Genomic DNA, 17,352 nt, shown 5'->3' with positions numbered 1-17,352 from the left:
GGACACCCGACTTGTACAGTCAAAGTTCTGGTATTAATACAAAAAGAAGAGGCAGGGGGGCCTCTCCTTTTTGCTATTGTTTTATTTTAGGGTCATGGTCGGGTTAGTGAGGCAGGTTCCAAGTTTCCTATTGAATGGGGTCGGATCTGAGGTGTTCCTCCCGGAGTTCCTTTGCGGTTTTGTTTTCTTCCATTTCATTGCCCAGTCGCTTAACTTCCTCATAGTCTCGGACCATCGAGCTGTTATTGGCTTTGTCAATTGGGGTTGACCCGCCTTTCAAGGAGGAGCCGTCTTTGTCTGAAGCTGGGTCATCCTTCAAGGACAACTTTTTGTTACGTGAAGTATTTTCTCGAGTAGATTCCACCTCGTCCAAAGCAGCCCCGCTCTCCCTTCCAGCCGGGACCTCGTCCAAAGCAGATCCCCTCTCCATATCTATATCCTCATCAATCGTCGACCCCATTGTACGAGAATGATAGTCTGTACCTGGAAATGACCTTTGCTCCGGAATAAACTCGTCTTCCCTTTGTATTCCAGCTTCATCTGACCTTATCCGGTTTGAAGGGGGAAGCTCATCCTCAATCCCCAGCATTGCATCACCAGAAATCTGCTGCGGATGGCCTTCAGGAATAAACTCATCATCTTCCTGGTCCCGCACCTCTTGAGGGTGACCTGCCACTAGTGTAGCGGAGCGATCTTCCATATGATCATGTAAATAGTTCCGGTCATTTGGGTGATCGGCCGGCCGTTTTTCCACTAGCACAAGGATTTTTCCTTCCTTAATTGAGTTTTCATAGTACTCCGCTTCATCATCGGGAATGCCCATTCCGACAAGTGCTCCGGTCAATCCGCCCAAGCCAGCACCGGTGACAGCACCGACAATACTGGCCGCAATTGGACCGGCGGCGATTAACGGGCCAATCCCCGGGATTGCCAATGCCCCGGCGCCGGCCAACAACCCGGTAACCCCGCCGAGCGCTCCGCCGGCAATCGCACCGGTCGCCGCCGATTCTTCAACAGCTGCTCCCGTTTCTCCCGTAACATGGTCCACGTGTTTCCCAATTACCGAGATTTCATTTTTGCTGTAGCCTCTTTCCAACAACTCATCAATCGCCGCAATTGCTTCCTGCTCACTATCAAAAACACCAACAACGTTCTTTTCATGCTTGTCCATTTTCGTTCCTCCTCTTATATAGTAGATTTTTATTAAATAATCTAGTTATTAATCTGTTAGTTTATCTTTGACCTCGCCGTAACCTTCTTTTAATTTCCCCTTCGCCTTGTCAATCTTCCCCTCGGCGACCTTGGACTGGTCATCGGTTAACCGGCCATATTGCTCCTTCAGCTCACCTTTTACCTGATCAACACTGCCTTTTACTTTATCCTTATTCATGGTTACTGCCTCCTTTTCTTTAGTGAAAACCTTATATTTTTGAAAAAATTTACTGCTGTTCCTTGCTCTTTTCATTAAGTTCCTTTTCGACGTCTTTCATCGCTTCTTTAATATTTTCTTTTGCTTCATTCAGCGAACCCTTGGCCTCTTCCTTTGTTTCTTGGTCAAGTTGGTCTTTTTGCTTGCCGTCACTCAGGCCATTATCCTGGTCAACGCCATCACCGCAACCGGCCAACCCGCCAAAGGTCAATAACGCAGCCATACCGGCAACGACTAAATTCTTGCGATTCAAATCCATTCGATTTCCCTCCCAAGTATTTTTTGAAGAATCAAAAGCTATTTGGCTTCCAACTCGTTTGCCGTGCACCATTTATATTCCCAGCGGAAAAATGGTTGAAACATTTTTTTGAAGGATCCTGGCTAATATTGATTTTGAAAGAGGTAATTTGAGCAATAGAAAGGAGGGGGAATTCCTACTACTAGGCCTATGCTAGTTATTGGAGTAGTGGAAGTACGAAAAAAGGTCTTTGGCTACGGCAATAAGTGTTATTGGAGTAGTGGAGGGGTGAAAAAAGGCCGCAGACTACGCCAATGAGCGTTATTGGAGCAGTGGAAGCACGAAAAAAGGTCTTGGACTACGCCAATGAGCGTTATTGGAGCAGTAGAGGCGCGAAAAAAGGCCGCCGACTACGCCAATACCCAATTTTTCGTTAGTAGTCGAGAGAAAAACAAGTTTCATTTTTTCAAAACGTGGTTATATACCTATCAGAGCATGACAAACCAAACCCAAATAAACAGAGAAAAGGAGAGGTTTTTATGAATCTGCAAGATATGATGGCCGGATGGTACATATACACCGACCGGCTGCCGAACCTAATTTTCGCACTTCTTCTAGTAGTAGTCGGCTGGCTGGTTGCCAAAAAGCTAGGCAAGCTGGTCGAAGCTGCCCTAAGAAAAACGAGCTTTGACGACCGGCTCTTTTCAAACTTTGGCACCAAACGGTACTCCTCAGAAAAAATCATCGGAAAACTGGTTTACTACTTATTACTGGTGTTTGTGTTAATTATCTTCTTTAATATGCTGAACCTTAGTTTTATTGCCTCACCGCTAGTGCGAATGCTATCGGCAATCACCGGCGCGATTCCAAACGTATTAAAAGCTGCGCTAATCCTGCTATTTGCCTGGGTAGTTGCCACCTTCCTGCGCAAAGTTTTTGAAAAGGGCGCAGCCGCAGTCCATTTGCCAACAAAATTAAAAAAATGGAACATGGCGAAGACCGAAAGTGATGGCCACGAGAAAGTGTCCAGAATTGCCAAAGCCCAGTTCTACTTCATCCTGCTGCTGTTCTTACCAGGGGTCCTGGGTGCACTACAAATCGACGGTGTTTCAGAACCGGTTGAAGGCATTCTGACAAGCTTCCTGTCCTTTATCCCGAAGCTGTTTGCCGCAGCCATCATTTTGTTTATCGGCTGGCTAATCGCGAAGTTGGTCCGCGATATCTTGACGAATTTTTTAAAAAGCATTGGCTCGGAGAAATTGAGCGAACGGTTTGGAGTCACGGGCAAGCTTGACCTCGCTGGTATTGTGGGTAATATTGCGTTTATCTTAATTCTGATTCCAACCATCATCACCGCCTTGGAAAAATTGGACTTAGACGGTGTGTCCGCGCCGGCCATTGCGATGCTGCATAAAGTGGTCGCGCTGATTCCGAACATTGTGGTCGCCGTGATCCTGATTTTGGCCGGAATCTGGCTCGGGAAATGGGTCGAAAAAGTAGTAGTGCAAATGCTGTGGCGTCTGCGGTTTGACAACTTATTTCACCACATGGGGATTGGTTCATTAACGCCCCAGCAATCGAAGTACAGCCTGTCACAGCTTGTCGGGCTCCTCGTTAAAATAGTGATTGTCCTGTTGTTCACCGTGGAAGCCTTGCAAATTGTACGATTGGATTTCTTGGTAACACTGGCGTCAGCCATACTGGCCTACCTGCCAATGCTGTTTGCCGCACTAGTCATCTTGGGTATCGGTTTGTATGTCGGAAATCTGGCAGATCGGATTGTCAGAAATGTGGTTAAGAAGAGCTATGCCCGCACACTTGCAGTGGTAGCCAAATACGCCATTTTCACCGTTACTGTCTTTATGGCGCTTGATCAGCTGGGTGTCGCTCATTCCATCGTCAATGCAGCATTTATTCTTTTATTGGGAGGATTGGCCTTGGCGTTCGGACTGTCATTTGGTCTAGGGGGTAAGGACTTCACCGCGAAATATTTACGTAAGCTGGATAACAAGCTCGATGAGAATATGAGACCGTAAACAGAAAATAACAATCCGAATCGGCAGCCGATTTCGGATTGTTATTTTTTAAAAAAGAGGGGAGGGATGCCGGATGATGGTGAAATTGTTGTTAATCGCGCTGCTCATCCTACTTACTGGTTTTTTTGTGGCGGTGGAGTTTGCGATTGTGAAGGTGCGGCCGTCGCGGATTGATGAATTGATTCTGGCGAAGAAGAAGGGGGCGGGTGATGCGAAGCGAGTGGTTACCCACCTCGATGAATACCTGTCTGCTTGCCAACTGGGCATTACAGTGACAGCGCTCGGGCTCGGCTGGCTCGGGGAACCGACGGTGGAAAAGTTGCTGCACCCGTTGTTCGCGGCTTTACATCTAAACGAATCGCTGACCGAGCTATGTTCCTTTGTTCTTGCCTTTATTTCTGTCACGTATCTGCATGTCGTTGTCGGTGAATTGGCGCCAAAGAGTGTCGCCATTCAGAAAGCGGAGGAAATTACGCTGCTGTTCGCGAAGCCAATCATCCTGTTTAACAGAATCATGCACCCATTTATTTGGGCGCTGAACAACTCGGCACGGGCGCTTGCCGGCGTCTTCGGCTTGAAATCGGCCACGGAGCAGGAGCTGGCTCACTCCGAGGAAGAGCTGCGCTTGCTGCTGGCGGCAAGCCTAGAGCAGGGAGAAATTAATCAGTACGAGTACCAGTATGTGACCAATATTTTTGAATTCGATGAACGCACCGCCAAGGAAATTATGGTGCCGCGGCTGGAAATGAGCTGCATCTGTGTTGATGACCCGGTTCGTGATGTCATGCAAAAGCTAAAGTGTGAGGGATATACCCGCTATCCGGTTGTGGAAGGCGATAAGGATCATATTATTGGCGTGATGAACGTAAAAAGGTTTTTTACGGCGAGATTGATGAATAAGGGGCGTTATGAAAATTGGAAAATCAAATCGTATATCCAGCCGGTGATTCGGGTAATTGAAACTATTCCGATTCACGATTTGCTGGTAAGGATGCAGATGGAGCGGATTCACATGGCGATATTGCTAGATGAATATGGCGGCACCTCAGGCCTGGTAACGGTCGAGGACATCATCGAGGAAATCGTTGGCGAAGTGCGCGATGAATTTGATACCGATGAAATTGCAGAAATCCGCACGGTTAAGGAAAATCACTATATTGTCGATGCCAAAGTGCCAATCGCTGCCGTCAACGGGCTGCTCAACATCAACCTGACCGCTGAAGACGTCGACACAATCGGCGGCTGGTTCCTCACGCAATACAATGCACCGCAACTCGACGCCCGTGCATGTGTCGAAGCAGAGAGCTGGATGTTCAAAATACATGAAGCAAGCGGCTACCACATCTTATATCTGGAGATTCAAAAGACATGAGGAGCCAGGGGGACGGTTCTACTGGTTCCAAAAAAGCAAGAGTAGAAACTTCATCCCCCCAAAAAAAGACTGGCAGTGAGTGGAGAGCTGCCAGTCTTTTTTGTATGGGTGGGTAAACGAGGTCAGGAATGTTTCTTCATCACCTTAATGTCGTGCTGGAATGTTCCTAACACCACTTTTTTAATGCCGTACAACAGGAGTTGGTCGCCTTCCTGGAGGCGGGTATGGTTGATGTTTTTGCGGATGGTGATGCTGCCGCGTTGGATGAACAAGATGCTGAGGTCCAGCTCATCAATGTGAGGGACGACCTCACGGATACTCTGGTTAGCAAGCTGGGAATCTTGATAAACTGTAAGCCCAATCAACGTATCCTGGTTATTTTTTAAAAAAATCTCCCGGATTGGAAAATCGGCGAGCTCGATAGTCCGTGCCATTTTTCGATTGAACAAATAGAATAATAGCCTTTGAACACTGCTTAGCTTAAGAATAGCCAATATGAGGAGGACGACGGCCGCCACGGTGACGATTTCCATCAGCCGCAGCCCGTTTGACAGGAATTCGCTAATCGAGGAGATGATGACGGCCATGGAAAAGACGCCGAACAGGATAAGGAATGTGGCCAGCCTGCGGCGGATTGGATGACCGGAAATCAGCTCTGATTCCTCCGTCGTGAAGCCTGTGCCCGTCATCATCGAAATCACCTGGAACCGTGACACCTCGACCTTTAGCCTAGTGAGCCGAAACAATACTACAAAAACTTCGATCACCGTCAAAATGATAATAAAGTAGATAAGTAGGAAAATTACCATCTCGGGTCACCTCACATAGAGCAGGGGACGATGCCAGTGGCCCTGCCCATAGCAATTCCCTATGGCCGGAACCAGTAGAACCGTCCCCGTGGTCCCGCTATTATTGGATTTTTTCGTTATAGAACTGCACGGAGTACATGGCGCCTTCGTCGACCATTTTATTGTCTTCGATGTCATGCGGGTGCGGGTTGCCGCCTTTTTCTATCGGCAGCTGCTCTGATTTTTGGAATGCATTCGGCTTTATTTTTCGTTTCCAGTCCCGCAGCAGAACCTCCGCTTTTACCCGATTCGGTTTATTCGATAACCACCACGCAGCCGACGCGCCAGCACCCACAGCCAACAAAGTTCCCATTTTTAATGCTTTTGCCATTGTCATTACCTCCTTTTCTCAAGACATACCCGATTTTAAAAAAGTCAAACCGATGTTTTGCGGAGGAGGGTTCCGGGAATGTAATAGCTTAAACCGCGGGACCAAGAGAACCGTCCCTGTGGTCCCAGCTAAAGCCGTGGGACCAGGAGAACCGTCCCCATGGTCCCAAGAGGGGGAGTTTAAGTGAAGAGGATTTTCGGGAAGGGCAAGTGGAAGTGGGTGCAGGCGAGGCCGGAGGAGGCGGAGGTGCCCTTGAATGACACGAATTGTGTGCGGGTTAGCGTTTTGGATAATGGTGAAAAGGTGGTCAGGGGCTCGCTTGTTTATCGGCAAAATTTTTCGAAGGAGAACGATAATCAAATTTTCCATTTTTATTTGACAAAGGAGGAGTTGGTCACAGTTGATTTGGAGTGGGAGGCACAAAATCGAGATTTGTTTTACCGACAACTCGATTGGATGGAAAATGCAGTGGACGGGTTTTTATTTTTCCTAGGGGAGTTAGTAAATGACCTGCTCGTGGAGATAGACCGGTTTGAGGCGGAGCTGAAAACGCTGGTCTGGTGCGTGCGCAATCGGAATGAGACGGGGATTCTCGAACTTGTCTATAAACGGCGCCATGAATTGATGGTAGCGAAGGGGCTGTTGATTCCGCTGAATGAGCTGCGGATGGTCATCGATGAGCTTGATTTGCACTCCAGCAGCAGGGTGTTCACCGCGACCTGCAAACGGATCAAGCGGGCGATGGCTTTGCTGCGGGAATATGAGCAGACACTTGATTCGATGATCAACCTTGAGGAGGTTATCTCGTCACATCGCGGAAACGAAATTATGAAGACCTTGACAGTCATGACGACGATTTTCACCCCGGTGATGGCATTCGGTGCTTTGTGGGGCATGAATTTCAAGCATATGCCGGAGCTGCAGTGGCCGCTTGGGTATGGGGTGGCGCTCTTGTTAATCGGGGTCTCGACGGGCGTACTGTATGGCTATTTAAAAATGAAAGGCTGGACCGGCGACCTGCTAAAAGGGAAAAAGAAGGGGACTTTTTTTCAATAGAAGCCCAAAGTTCCTACTATTGTGCTAGGTCAACTGGTTCATTCGATCAATTAGCATATTTTGGTATAATAATAGAAAATTTTTTAAAAAAGTAGGTTTTGGATATTAACAAAGTGGGTATGTAACCTATAAATCATGTTGAGGTGAGGATGGATGAATATAACAATAGACAAAAACCAAAATGATAAGGATGTTGCCGTAAAAGTAGCCGGGGAGATTGATGCGTTTACGGCGCCAACACTGCGGGAGGAATTGGTGGCGTTGGCTGACGGGAATCATAAAACGATAACCGTCAACCTGCAGGACGTAACGTATTTGGACAGTACCGGACTTGGTGTGTTTGTTGGATTGTTTAAACAGCTGAAGAATAATGGCGGCGAGCTGAGGCTGACGAATCTGTCGGATAGGCTCCAGCGGCTTTTTGAAATAACTGGATTAAGCCACGTGATGCAAATAAAAGGATAGGGGAATCGGCGACGTGATGGATTATATTGAAATGAAGATTCCGGCCAAGCCGGAGTATGTTGGTGTGATGCGCTTGACACTGTCGGGAATTGCCAGCCGAATGGGCTTTACATATGAGGAAATTGAGGACATCAAAATTGCTTTAAGCGAGGCAATTACCAATGCCGTTCAGCACGCGTATGGTAAGGAAGAGGGCGGCGAGGTGATTGTCGGCTTTGGAATTTACGAAGACAAGCTGGAAATGGCGGTGGCTGACAGCGGCAAGAGCTTTAATTTTATCGAGAAGAAAAATGAACTTGGCCCTTATTCGGAAAATAGTACAGTGGAACAGCTTTCAGAGGGAGGGTTAGGGCTATTTTTGATAGAAACGCTGATGGATGAAGTCCGAGTATTGAACAATTCCGGAGTGACGGTCTTCATGGCGAAGTACCTGAGTGGGGAGCGTGATATTCATGACACAACCATCGCAAACCAGGGGACGAAGTAAGGAAGAAATTGAGGCGCTGATTCAGGAGTTTCAGAAGAGTGAAAGTCCGGAGGCGCAAACTGCGCTCGTGGAGCAATACGCAGCCTTGGTCGGGAGCCTGGCCAGGAAATATTCCAAAGGGAAAAATCTCCACGAGGATATCGTACAGGTGGCGATGATTGGGCTATTGTCGGCGATCCGAAGGTTTGATGCCAGCGTCGGCCGGCCGTTTGAGTCGTTTATGATACCGACGGTGATTGGCGAAATCAAGCGATTCTTACGGGACAAAACCTGGAGTGTCCATGTGCCGCGGCGAATCAAGGATGTGTGGCCAAAGCTGAAAAATGTGGTGGACGAGCTGACGAATCAGTATCAACGCTCACCGAAGATTCACGAAATCGCTGCCTATATGGAGCTTTCCGAGGAGGAAGTTTTAGAAGCGATGGAGATGGGGAAGAGCTACCAGGCAACCTCCGTTGATCAGACGATTGAGGCGGGCTCGGAAGGCAGCGCGGTCACGGTGCTCGATGTTGTCGGCACTCCTGATGACGGATTTGAAAAAGTCGAGCAGAAACTATTGCTCCAGGATGCACTGGATGTGCTGTCGGAACGGGAAAAAATGATTATTCATTGCACGTTTATTGCGAATAAAAGCCAGCGGGAGACCGGAGAGTATCTGGGAATCTCGCAAATGCACGTGTCGCGGCTGCAGAAGAAAGCGCTGGAAAAATTGCAGCAGGCACTCGGGAACGGGGGGCAGACAGTTGATGCGGTACTGCGGTGAAAAGATGGAGGCACCTTCTGGATGCTATTTGGTTAATAGATGGGGCTTTCACCCCCCACTGCGTCAACGCAATAAACAACTCATCTCACCATTTCTAGAAGATTGGGGGCAGCTATGAATATTGTAATTGTGGATGATAATTTGACGAATTTGATGATAATTGAAAAAATCCTGCAGAAGGCGGGTTACGATAAGCTTGTGTCACTGTCTTCAGCCCGGGAGCTGTATGACTATTTGCAGCTTGATGAGGCCACACCGCGTGAGGTACCGGTTGACCTGATTTTAATGGACCTAATGATGCCGGAAATCGATGGAATTGAGGCATGCCGGACGATTCTCGCCACCGAGCGGTTTCATGACCTGCCGATTATTTTTGTCACAGCAATGGGCGATTCTTATAAGATGGCCGAGGCGATGGACGCCGGCGCCCTGGATTATGTGATGAAACCGATTAATAAGGTCGAGCTGCTGGCCCGGATGCGCTCGGTGCTGCGACTGAAGCACGAGAAAAATTTGCGCAAAGAGCGCGATAAACGAATTCAATTTGAGCTGGATTTAGCCAAGCAGGTCCAGCGCAGTGTCCTCGGCAAACCGCTTGCGAACAACGACGTCAATATTTCTGCGGTGTACAAGCCATCATTCGAGCTCGCCGGCGACTTGTACACCTGGTACCAAATCAGCCCCAACACTTACGGGGTTATTTTGCTTGATATGATGGGCCACGGGATTTCATCGTCACTCGTGTGCATGTACATCTATTCGGCGTTGAAGGATAGTATTACCGGACTGGGTGATCCGGAAGCGGTAATGCAGGAGCTGAACAGGCGCATGAACCAGCTTCATATGCCGGAAAGTCTAATAAACTACTATTTTACGGCGATTTACTTTGTTTTGGACACCGAGAACAAGACAATTGAGTACGTCAATGCCGGCCACCCGGCGGGGCTCGCGCTTGTCGATGGACAATTGCAGCTGCTGGACCAAGGCTGCTGCGCGCTTGGCTTTTTTGAAAAAATAGAAGTAACCAAAGGTGTGATTCCGTATCAGGAAGAGGCAAGGATTCTGCTGTTTACCGACGGGCTGTCAGAGTGGCTGGAGGAGGAATACGAGGACGCGACGCTGAAGCTGATTGATGGCCTGCGGGCGGCGGATGATCCTGAGGCATTGCTGGAGACACTGCTGCCAAGCACCGAACCCATCCAGGCACAGAAGGATGATATGTGCTTGGTGATGGTTTCGACGAGGTGATTTTTTTTGAAAATGGTTACTGTGGTTTAGGTCATAGTGACAAAGTGACTCATAAAGGGGTTATGAGATTAGTAATGACATGGAACGGGTGAGAAGTATCCGCATAAACGTCTTTAAATTTCCTCTTTTTGTAAAATGCACTTTCCTTTTCATGTTTTCTGGTCGGAAATTCAATTAATCTGGTCATTTCATTAGGTAATCTGGTCAGTTTTTTTGATAATCTGGTCAATTTTTCCGATAATCTGGTCATTTTTCAACTTATTCTGGTCTTTCACCACAATGAGGGCAAATCAAAAAGGGGTCGACGAAAAATGTCACCTTTAAAAACAAATCGATCCAAATAAACGGTGTTCAATAGAACAGAAGATCCTATTAAAAAAACAGGTGCCAGCGAAGAGCCAGCACCTAGCCCGTGTTGCCCGTGATTATTCCGCGAGATATGCTTTCAGCATCCAGCGGTGTTTTTCAAGCGAGGCCCGAATCGACGTGAAGAGATCGGCGGTCGGCTGGTCATCGTTGTCCTCGGCCGACGTGATTCCTTCGGTAAGCTCGGTGCAAATGGTATGGATGTCATCAGTCAGCGTTTGAACCATATCCTGCGAAGTTTCGTCGCCGGTTGCTTCTTCAATTGTAGTCAGCTCTAAAGCGCCTTGTAATGTGGAAATCGGCGTCCCGCCCAGGACTAACAGCCGCTCGGCAATCGTATCAACATGCAGGGCCGCCTCGGAGTACAACTCTTCAAATTTTACATGCAGGGTGAAAAAGTTGTCTCCTTTTATATACCAGTGGTAATGATGCAGTTTCATATACAGGACTGACAAATTTGCGACCTGCTTGTTCAGCGTCTCTGATAGTAAAATAGATTTTTCCTTTGTACTTGTTCTAGCCATTTTTCAAAACCTCCATTTAATGGTGATACCTAGTGCATACCCGCCCGCACCCTAGTTGAAACAAGGAATTTTTTTAAAAGGAAAATGGCCCAGGACAGATGCCCCATTGGGTGGATTTAATAGAAACGATATGATAGATATAGATAATTTTTGAAAAAACAGAAGGGGGTGGCCGTGATGAAGGGCATCAACTTCAGCATTCATGCCAAAATCATTACCGCCTATTTGACAATCCTGATTTGCCTCGTGTTGTCGCTGCTCATTGTCATTAACAGGATGACGGCACTGCAGAGTGAGGTTGAATTCATTTCGCAGCACGATATGGAAGTTCACGACCTAGTAAATCAGATTCAAAAAAATGTCCTCGAGATGGAAACCGGGATGCGCGGCTATGTGCTGACCGGGCAGGAGGAGTATCTCGAGCCGTACCACCAGGGCAACCGCAGCTGGCTTGACAACTACAACAAGCTCCATTCTTTGTTGGCTGATAACAGCAGCCAGCAGCGCAATCTGGAGGAGATAAAGCCGCTTATTCAAAACTGGGTAGCGAGTACCGGGGAATATTATATCAATCAAAAGCGGGCAGGCAATGATACAGCGCTGGCCAAGCATTTCCAGGAGCAGACTGGCAAGAAGGTAACCGACCAGCTCCGCACCCAGCTGACTTCTTTTTTGGAAAATGAGAAGAAACTCACCGAGGACCGCACAAGTGAGCTTAGTCAAAACAATACCAATTTAAAAATTATCTTATATGCGATTATCATCTTGGTCACGGTGATGACGATGGCAACTGCGTTGTTCCTGTCGAATTCGATTGTCAAAACGATTAAACAGGTCGTGAAGACGATTAAAAATATTACCGATTCAAAGGTGGACTTGACGACGAGGATTAGCGTGAAGAGTAACGATGAGACGCGCGAGCTCGCTGAGGCAATGAACAGCCTGCTTGGCAGTCTTGAAAAACAGCAATGGGTGCAAAAAAGTATGACGGAAATATCCGTGATGTATCAGGGGATTACTGACATCAACGAGCTGGCGCAAAAGTTCATCACCTGGCTCGCGCCGCTGCTTGAGGCCTGTTACGGGGTCGTCTATCTGCGCCGGACACATGGCGGTGAGGTACACTTCGTCAAGGTTGCCGGTTACGCTGCGGCTGATGAGGTGGACATTAAGGCCAGTTTTCAGTTCGGGGAAGGCTTGGTCGGCCAGGCCGCGCTTGATCAGCGGATTTTCCTCATTGACACATTGCCGGAGGAGCACATGAAAGTGACAAGCGGCTTAGGAGCGTCGTCACCGCGGAATTTATTAGTGGCGCCAATCTTATATGAGGGCCGGGTGGAGGCAGTTGTCGAGTTCGCGGCGATGCAGCCGTTCCTGTCGCAGCACCTGACATTGCTCGACCTGCTGCAGGATAAGTTCGGCTCGTCAATTACCAGTGTGCTCGGGCGGATGGAGGTCGAGCGGCTGCTTGGCGAGTCGCAGGTCATGACTGAGGAACTCCAGGCACAATCCGAAGAGCTTCAAGCCCAGTCCGAGGAATTGCAAATGCAGCAGGAGCAGCTGAAAATAGCCAATGAGTATTTGGAGGAACAGAAGCAGTTTGCCGAACAGCGAGCGTACGAGCTGAAAAAAGCGAAGGATGAGCTCGAGGATTATTCGCGCAAGCTCCAGGTGAGCTCGCAGTACAAGACTGATTTTCTCGCGAATATGTCGCATGAGCTGCGGACGCCGTTGAACAGTATTTTAATCTTGTCGCAAATGCTGATGGAAACCGGAACGGATTTGGACGAGGAAGAAGTCGGCGAATACGCCCGCGTCATCCACACATCCGGCGCTGACTTACTGAGGTTGATTGACGATATTCTTGATTTATCGAAAATTGAGGCAGGAAAAATTGAAATTTTAACAGATGAAGTGAATGTCACCGAGCTGCCGCAAACACTGAAAAGCTTGTTCGACCCGGTTGCGGCGAAGAAGAATTTAACGTTTGAGATCGTTACCGAGCATGATGTGCCGCCGGTGATTTCAACGGACGGCCAGCGCCTCCAGCAAATATTGAAAAATTTGTTGTCCAACGCGTTCAAGTTTACCGAACAGGGATCGGTGACGGTACGGATTGGGATGGCGGGAGCTGGGGAAATTGGTCAGGATGGAGGGGTCGAAGCGGCTGGGGGAATCGAACAGTATCAGAGTGACGAGATCGAGAAAACAGCAAAAATGCGGAACACTTGGCCAGTACTAGCGATTTCGGTAACAGATACCGGCATAGGCATCCCGCAAGAAAAACAGCAAATTATTTTTGAGGCGTTTCAGCAGGTCGACGGGACGACGAACCGGCAGTACGGCGGGACAGGGCTCGGGCTTTCGATTTGCCGCGAATTCACCCGCTTGCTGGGTGGTGCCCTCGAAGTCGAGAGCGAGGTCGGCAAGGGTAGCACGTTTACGTTATATCTCCCGAGCATGCTCGATACCGAGAACGATATTTTTTCAGCATTCGATGAAGTGGCTGTCGGTGGTTCCGTTGAGGTGGAGGCAGAGACTGAGGAATTGCTCGCAGAAGAATTGGTTGCCACAGAGGTTACTGAAGCGGAATACACCTCCGATGATGAGTTATTTAATGGAAAGAAAGTGCTGCTTGTCGAGGATGACAGCCGCAACGTGTTCGCGCTGGTCACGGCGCTGGAGCGCAAGAGTGTCACAGTCCAGGTCGCGAGTAACGGACGTCGGGCGATCGAAATTTTACGAGACGGAGGATCCGATTTTGACCTGATTTTTATGGACATCATGATGCCGGTCATGGGTGGCTATGAGGCGATGACGGTTATCCGCGGCGAGCTCGGGCTCTTGGATCTGCCAATTATCGCGCTGACGGCCAAGGCAATGAAGGGCGAACGCGACAAATGCATGGAGGCGGGGGCCTCCGATTACATCACGAAGCCCTTGAATATCGACCAGCTCTTCTCGTTGATGCGGGTATGGCTGACAGAGCAGGTGAAGCCGGAGTGAAAAGTTTAACGAGCCAACCAAAAATAAGGAATATTGCTGAGGCCGAGGTGCCTCAGCTGTCGCCTGCAGCTGACTTTACAAATGAGCCGGAGCCATTTGCGCTTACCGAGGTTCAGGAGATTGAAATCAATTTGCTGCTAGAGGCCCTGTATCAAATGTACGGCTACGACTTTCGCGGCTATGTCCGGACCTCGTTGACACGAAGGATTTTGAATCGGATGAAGAGCGAGCGTCTCCCGACGATCACCGCGTTATTGGAAAAAGTGCTGCACGAGCCCGGGGTTTTGGAGCGATTGTTGAACGATCTGTCGATTCGAATGACAGAGATGTACCGCGACCCCAGTTTCTTTGCATCGTTTCGCACCGAGGTGGTACCGCTCTTGAATGATCTTCCAGAGATTCGCATCTGGCATGCGGGCTGTGCGACCGGTGAGGAAGTCTATTCGATGGCCATTCTCATGCATGAAGAGGGGCTGGCCGAGAAGACAAAAATTTACGCCACCGATATGAACGAAAAGGCCCTGTCTGCCGCGCAAAAGGGCGCGTTCCCGCTCAAAAAAATGCAGCAATACACAAAAAATTACTTGAAGGCCGGTGGAACAAAGGCCTTTTCCGAGTACTACGTGACCGATCACCAATGTGCGTATTTTAAGCCGCTGCTGGACGACAACCTGATTTTCGCCCAGCACAATCTGGTCACCGACGGCTCGTTTAACGAGTTCCACGTGATCCTTTGCCGCAACGTCATGATCTATTTTGCCAACGGCCTGCAGCAGCAGGTTCACCGCCTGTTCTACGACAGCCTGGCCGTGGGCGGGTTCCTTGGTCTTGGGAGTAAAGAATCGATTATCTTTTTGCCAACAGAACTTCAATATGAAGAATTCAACGCACAGGAACGGATTTACCGGAAAGGTGTCGGAGCGGGACGTTAATTTCTTTGAAGGGATAGAGGACGGACCGCCAGGAAAACTGGGCAAAGCAACTTCAATAGACGTTGTTAAGGACAGAATGTGTTGAAGTAGAGAGCAAAGTGTCCTCAATGGGGCTTATAGAGGACGGAACCCGTTGAAAAAAGGAGCAAAGTGTCCTCAATGGGGCTTATAGAGGACGGAACCCGTTGAAAAAAGGAGGGAAGTGTCCTCAATGAGGCTTATAGAGGACAGAACTCATTGAAAAAAGGAGGGAAGTGTCCTCAATGAGGCTTATAGAGGACGGAACCCGTTGAAAAAAGGAGCAAAGTGTCCTCAATGGGGCTTATAGAGGACGGAACCCGTTGAAAAAAGGAGGGAAGTGTCCTCAATGAGGCTTATAGAGGACAGAACTCATTGAAAAAAGGAGGGAAGTGTCCTCAATGAGGCTTGTTGAGGATAGAATCCCTTGAATAAAGTCAAAATGTGTCTTCAAGAAATTGATTGGAGCCTATTTCTCCAATGTCTTCTATTGGAGTAGTGAACATGAGAAAAATAGTCTTCGACTACGCCAATTGGCCTGATTGGCGCAGTAACCGCAGGAAAAATGGCCCTCGACTACGCCAATAGGCTTGATTGACGCAGTAACTGCAGGAAAATCCTCCCTCGACTAAGCCAATAGGCTTGATTGGAGTAGCAAATGCAAAAAATTAAGCATCCGACTACGCCAATACTCATTGAGGGCAGGTCCACCCCCGAAACCCAAACCCGAAGTGACAATTTTAAAAAAAGTCATGAAAAAAGACTGCCATCGATAGCAGTCTTTTCTATATTTGAAGCAGAGAGTCGGGCTCTTGCTTCCATTAGCTGGTTCGTTTGGCGCTGCGGAGGACGAGGCTGAGGATGAAGACGAGGGCGATGGCGCCGATGAGGGCGGGAATGAAATAGAAGCCCCCGATGACCGGGCCCCAGCCGCCCAACAGCAGTGAGCCGAGCCACGCACCGATAAATCCAGCGATAATATTTCCGATAATTCCACCAGGCACGTCACGATCCAAAATAAGTCCGGCCAGCCAGCCGATGATTCCTCCAATAATTAATGACCAAAGTAATCCCATGAATGTCATCCCCTTTCAACGTGATATTGATTACGTACCCGCTGGTTGAAAAAATGAAACCTCTAAACTGTTACGAAACGATTTATGACATGATTTCCTTCTTTATATATGCCCGCGCATATGACAAAAAAATTTTTTAAAAAAAGGTTTTGTTTTTAAAATAGCGGTTATACACCCAGTACAACATACAAAGGAGGAATGAACATGGACACAGTAAAAGTAGTGGAAAATGGTGTACAAGCGAAACGGGAAATAGAGCAATTGATCATGCAGGGATATACAAAAGAAGAGATCTATTTATTGGCTCACGACAACTCGCGGTCTGAGAATTTAACGGATTCCCTCGATATTAACGACATTGGCGTCTCGGAGCAGGGGGTGTTCGAGTCGGTTGCCAATGTGTTTCGAACGCGGGGTGACGAAGTTCGCGCCAAGCTGGAGGCGTTGGTGTTCGAGTCGAGGGATGCAGAGCTTTATGAACAAGACCTCGATCTCGGCAAAGTCATTGTTGTGGCAAAGAAATTAGCATAAATAAAGTAGCTGGGGCCCTTGGGCTCCGGCGGGGAGGAGAATGAAAATGAAATATTCATCGGTTAGTTTTGAAAAATTAATCGGGGTAAGACAACGGGTAAGGCATAAAATGGGCTTGGCTGCGGAAAGTTTTGCAGATCCGATCATCCACCGTGAAATCCAGGGTGACAGGGTGTTTGTGCCGCTTAATTTAGAACGAGTATGGAATGAGGTATAAGGACGGAATAACTGCCTAAACATCGTTAATGCGCTGAACGTTGTTTAGGCAGTTATTGCCTATTCCCAGGAATATTCAAAAGATAATCCAAAATTAGGAAAAAGATCGAACTTTTTACGCCTCCATGATAGAATAATCATTAGTGTATAAAAGGAGGGCAAAGCGTGGAGGATTTTGGGCAAATTGCGTTAGTCAGCATACTATCTCATATTGTGTTTATCGCGCTTTCGTGGTGGGCGCTGCAGGCGATCCGGCTTGAAAAGGTGCTAAAAGCCAATCACGTGTTTCAAGCACGCTTGTTGTACATATTATTGGCGATTTTATTAGGTTCGACAGTTAGTAATTTCTTCCTAGACTACCTGCAATGGTCCCGGCAATTGCCACTTTTGCTGCAGTAAATCGGAATTTG

General features: G+C 48.2%; 19 protein-coding genes. 12 read left to right on the top strand and 7 right to left on the bottom strand.

Annotated features, from left to right (window positions below; translation table 11 throughout):
• Window positions 1-127 precede the first annotated feature (127 nt).
• The 3 genes from ACZ43M_RS25575 to ACZ43M_RS25565 are packed head-to-tail and all read right to left on the bottom strand — an operon-like array spanning window position 128 to window position 1,688.
• Window positions 128-1,171, bottom strand: a complete 1,044-nt coding sequence (locus tag ACZ43M_RS25575) for a general stress protein (RefSeq protein WP_464505326.1) — start codon at window positions 1,169-1,171, stop codon at window positions 128-130.
• 48 nt (window positions 1,172-1,219) lie between these two features.
• Window positions 1,220-1,390, bottom strand: coding sequence for a CsbD family protein (locus ACZ43M_RS25570; RefSeq protein WP_464505325.1), 171 nt, complete (start codon window positions 1,388-1,390; stop codon window positions 1,220-1,222).
• A gap of 49 nt (window positions 1,391-1,439) precedes the next feature.
• Complete coding sequence (locus ACZ43M_RS25565) at window positions 1,440-1,688, bottom strand: hypothetical protein (protein WP_464505324.1); 249 nt, start codon at window positions 1,686-1,688, stop codon at window positions 1,440-1,442.
• A 518-nt stretch (window positions 1,689-2,206) separates the two neighbouring features.
• Between ACZ43M_RS25565 and ACZ43M_RS25560 the strand changes: the two genes are divergently transcribed.
• Together ACZ43M_RS25560 and ACZ43M_RS25555 are read left to right on the top strand one after the other, a co-directional pair.
• Window positions 2,207-3,703, top strand: coding sequence for a mechanosensitive ion channel (locus tag ACZ43M_RS25560; RefSeq protein WP_464505323.1), 1,497 nt, complete (start codon window positions 2,207-2,209; stop codon window positions 3,701-3,703).
• Window positions 3,704-3,776: 73 nt separating this feature from the next.
• Window positions 3,777-5,075 carry a hemolysin family protein gene (locus ACZ43M_RS25555; RefSeq protein ID WP_464505322.1) on the top strand — a complete coding sequence of 433 codons (1,299 nt, stop codon included), beginning with the start codon at window positions 3,777-3,779 and terminating at the stop codon, window positions 5,073-5,075.
• 122 nt (window positions 5,076-5,197) lie between these two features.
• Here the strand turns inward: ACZ43M_RS25555 and ACZ43M_RS25550 are convergent, their stop codons facing one another.
• Both ACZ43M_RS25550 and ACZ43M_RS25545 read right to left on the bottom strand, forming a co-directional pair.
• A complete protein-coding gene (locus tag ACZ43M_RS25550) occupies window positions 5,198-5,884 on the bottom strand; it encodes a TrkA C-terminal domain-containing protein (protein WP_464505321.1) in 687 nt (228 codons plus the stop codon).
• 100 nt (window positions 5,885-5,984) lie between these two features.
• Window positions 5,985-6,254, bottom strand: a complete 270-nt coding sequence (locus ACZ43M_RS25545) for a hypothetical protein (protein WP_464505320.1) — start codon at window positions 6,252-6,254, stop codon at window positions 5,985-5,987.
• Between the two features lie 183 nt (window positions 6,255-6,437).
• Here ACZ43M_RS25545 and ACZ43M_RS25540 point away from each other — a divergent pair, with 183 nt between their 5' ends.
• From ACZ43M_RS25540 to ACZ43M_RS25520, 5 genes are all read left to right on the top strand, one after another.
• A complete protein-coding gene (locus ACZ43M_RS25540; protein ID WP_464505319.1) occupies window positions 6,438-7,310 on the top strand; it encodes a magnesium transporter CorA family protein in 873 nt (290 codons plus the stop codon).
• Between the two features lie 153 nt (window positions 7,311-7,463).
• Window positions 7,464-7,775, top strand: a complete 312-nt coding sequence (locus ACZ43M_RS25535; protein ID WP_464505318.1) for an anti-sigma factor antagonist — start codon at window positions 7,464-7,466, stop codon at window positions 7,773-7,775.
• A gap of 16 nt (window positions 7,776-7,791) precedes the next feature.
• Window positions 7,792-8,262 carry an anti-sigma B factor RsbW gene (gene rsbW / locus ACZ43M_RS25530; RefSeq protein WP_464508116.1) on the top strand — a complete coding sequence of 157 codons (471 nt, stop codon included), beginning with the start codon at window positions 7,792-7,794 and terminating at the stop codon, window positions 8,260-8,262.
• Window positions 8,228-9,025: an RNA polymerase sigma factor SigB gene (sigB, locus tag ACZ43M_RS25525; protein ID WP_464505317.1), complete on the top strand. Its 798-nt coding sequence runs from the start codon at window positions 8,228-8,230 to the stop codon at window positions 9,023-9,025. The genes rsbW and sigB overlap by 35 nt, the downstream gene beginning before the upstream one ends.
• 114 nt (window positions 9,026-9,139) lie before the next feature.
• Window positions 9,140-10,273 carry a PP2C family protein-serine/threonine phosphatase gene (locus ACZ43M_RS25520; protein WP_464505316.1) on the top strand — a complete coding sequence of 378 codons (1,134 nt, stop codon included), beginning with the start codon at window positions 9,140-9,142 and terminating at the stop codon, window positions 10,271-10,273.
• Between the two features lie 425 nt (window positions 10,274-10,698).
• Here ACZ43M_RS25520 and ACZ43M_RS25515 read toward each other — a convergent pair whose 3' ends face one another.
• A complete protein-coding gene (locus tag ACZ43M_RS25515) occupies window positions 10,699-11,163 on the bottom strand; it encodes a Dps family protein (protein ID WP_464505315.1) in 465 nt (154 codons plus the stop codon).
• A gap of 177 nt (window positions 11,164-11,340) precedes the next feature.
• On the opposite strand from ACZ43M_RS25515, the gene ACZ43M_RS25510 reads away from it, so the two are divergent.
• Together ACZ43M_RS25510 and ACZ43M_RS25505 are read left to right on the top strand one after the other, a co-directional pair.
• Window positions 11,341-14,169, top strand: a complete 2,829-nt coding sequence (locus ACZ43M_RS25510) for a CHASE3 domain-containing protein (protein ID WP_464505314.1) — start codon at window positions 11,341-11,343, stop codon at window positions 14,167-14,169.
• A 56-nt stretch (window positions 14,170-14,225) separates the two neighbouring features.
• Entirely contained in the window at window positions 14,226-15,101 is an 876-nt protein-coding gene (locus ACZ43M_RS25505; RefSeq protein WP_464508115.1) for a CheR family methyltransferase, read from the top strand.
• Window positions 15,102-15,940: 839 nt separating this feature from the next.
• Here the strand turns inward: ACZ43M_RS25505 and ACZ43M_RS25500 are convergent.
• The gene (locus tag ACZ43M_RS25500; RefSeq protein WP_464505313.1) at window positions 15,941-16,195 is read right to left on the bottom strand and encodes a GlsB/YeaQ/YmgE family stress response membrane protein; all 255 of its coding nucleotides are present in this window, start codon (window positions 16,193-16,195) and stop codon (window positions 15,941-15,943) included.
• Between the two features lie 204 nt (window positions 16,196-16,399).
• Here ACZ43M_RS25500 and ACZ43M_RS25495 point away from each other — a divergent pair, with 204 nt between their 5' ends.
• The 3 genes from ACZ43M_RS25495 to ACZ43M_RS25485 all read left to right on the top strand — a co-directional run bounded on the left by ACZ43M_RS25495 (window position 16,400) and on the right by ACZ43M_RS25485 (window position 17,341).
• The gene (locus ACZ43M_RS25495; protein ID WP_464505312.1) at window positions 16,400-16,726 is read left to right on the top strand and encodes a YflT domain-containing protein; all 327 of its coding nucleotides are present in this window, start codon (window positions 16,400-16,402) and stop codon (window positions 16,724-16,726) included.
• A 46-nt stretch (window positions 16,727-16,772) separates the two neighbouring features.
• Window positions 16,773-16,943 (top strand): hypothetical protein, encoded by a 171-nt coding sequence (locus tag ACZ43M_RS25490; protein ID WP_464505311.1) that lies wholly within the window; start codon window positions 16,773-16,775, stop codon window positions 16,941-16,943.
• A gap of 164 nt (window positions 16,944-17,107) precedes the next feature.
• Entirely contained in the window at window positions 17,108-17,341 is a 234-nt protein-coding gene (locus ACZ43M_RS25485) for a DUF1146 family protein (protein ID WP_464505310.1), read from the top strand.
• Window positions 17,342-17,352: the final 11 nt, after the last annotated feature.

The organism is Neobacillus sp. B24 (assembly GCF_055381825.1).
This window is presented reverse-complemented; position numbering and strand designations above follow the sequence as displayed.

Excerpts from the sequence above, each read along its gene's own strand:
- ACZ43M_RS25575 (WP_464505326.1), bottom strand. The coding sequence starts at position 1,171 with ATGGACAAGCATGAAAAGAACGTTGTTGGTGTTTTTGATAGTGAGCAG.
- ACZ43M_RS25570 (WP_464505325.1), bottom strand. The coding sequence starts at position 1,390 with ATGAATAAGGATAAAGTAAAAGGCAGTGTTGATCAGGTAAAAGGTGAG.
- ACZ43M_RS25565 (WP_464505324.1), bottom strand. The coding sequence starts at position 1,688 with ATGGATTTGAATCGCAAGAATTTAGTCGTTGCCGGTATGGCTGCGTTA.
- ACZ43M_RS25560 (WP_464505323.1), top strand. The coding sequence starts at position 2,207 with ATGAATCTGCAAGATATGATGGCCGGATGGTACATATACACCGACCGG.
- ACZ43M_RS25555 (WP_464505322.1), top strand. The coding sequence starts at position 3,777 with ATGATGGTGAAATTGTTGTTAATCGCGCTGCTCATCCTACTTACTGGT.
- ACZ43M_RS25550 (WP_464505321.1), bottom strand. The coding sequence starts at position 5,884 with ATGGTAATTTTCCTACTTATCTACTTTATTATCATTTTGACGGTGATC.
- ACZ43M_RS25545 (WP_464505320.1), bottom strand. The coding sequence starts at position 6,254 with ATGGCAAAAGCATTAAAAATGGGAACTTTGTTGGCTGTGGGTGCTGGC.
- ACZ43M_RS25535 (WP_464505318.1), top strand. The coding sequence starts at position 7,464 with ATGAATATAACAATAGACAAAAACCAAAATGATAAGGATGTTGCCGTA.
- rsbW (WP_464508116.1), top strand. The coding sequence starts at position 7,792 with ATGGATTATATTGAAATGAAGATTCCGGCCAAGCCGGAGTATGTTGGT.
- sigB (WP_464505317.1), top strand. The coding sequence starts at position 8,228 with ATGACACAACCATCGCAAACCAGGGGACGAAGTAAGGAAGAAATTGAG.
- ACZ43M_RS25520 (WP_464505316.1), top strand. The coding sequence starts at position 9,140 with ATGAATATTGTAATTGTGGATGATAATTTGACGAATTTGATGATAATT.
- ACZ43M_RS25515 (WP_464505315.1), bottom strand. The coding sequence starts at position 11,163 with ATGGCTAGAACAAGTACAAAGGAAAAATCTATTTTACTATCAGAGACG.
- ACZ43M_RS25510 (WP_464505314.1), top strand. The coding sequence starts at position 11,341 with ATGAAGGGCATCAACTTCAGCATTCATGCCAAAATCATTACCGCCTAT.
- ACZ43M_RS25500 (WP_464505313.1), bottom strand. The coding sequence starts at position 16,195 with ATGGGATTACTTTGGTCATTAATTATTGGAGGAATCATCGGCTGGCTG.
- ACZ43M_RS25495 (WP_464505312.1), top strand. The coding sequence starts at position 16,400 with ATGGACACAGTAAAAGTAGTGGAAAATGGTGTACAAGCGAAACGGGAA.
- ACZ43M_RS25490 (WP_464505311.1), top strand. The coding sequence starts at position 16,773 with ATGAAATATTCATCGGTTAGTTTTGAAAAATTAATCGGGGTAAGACAA.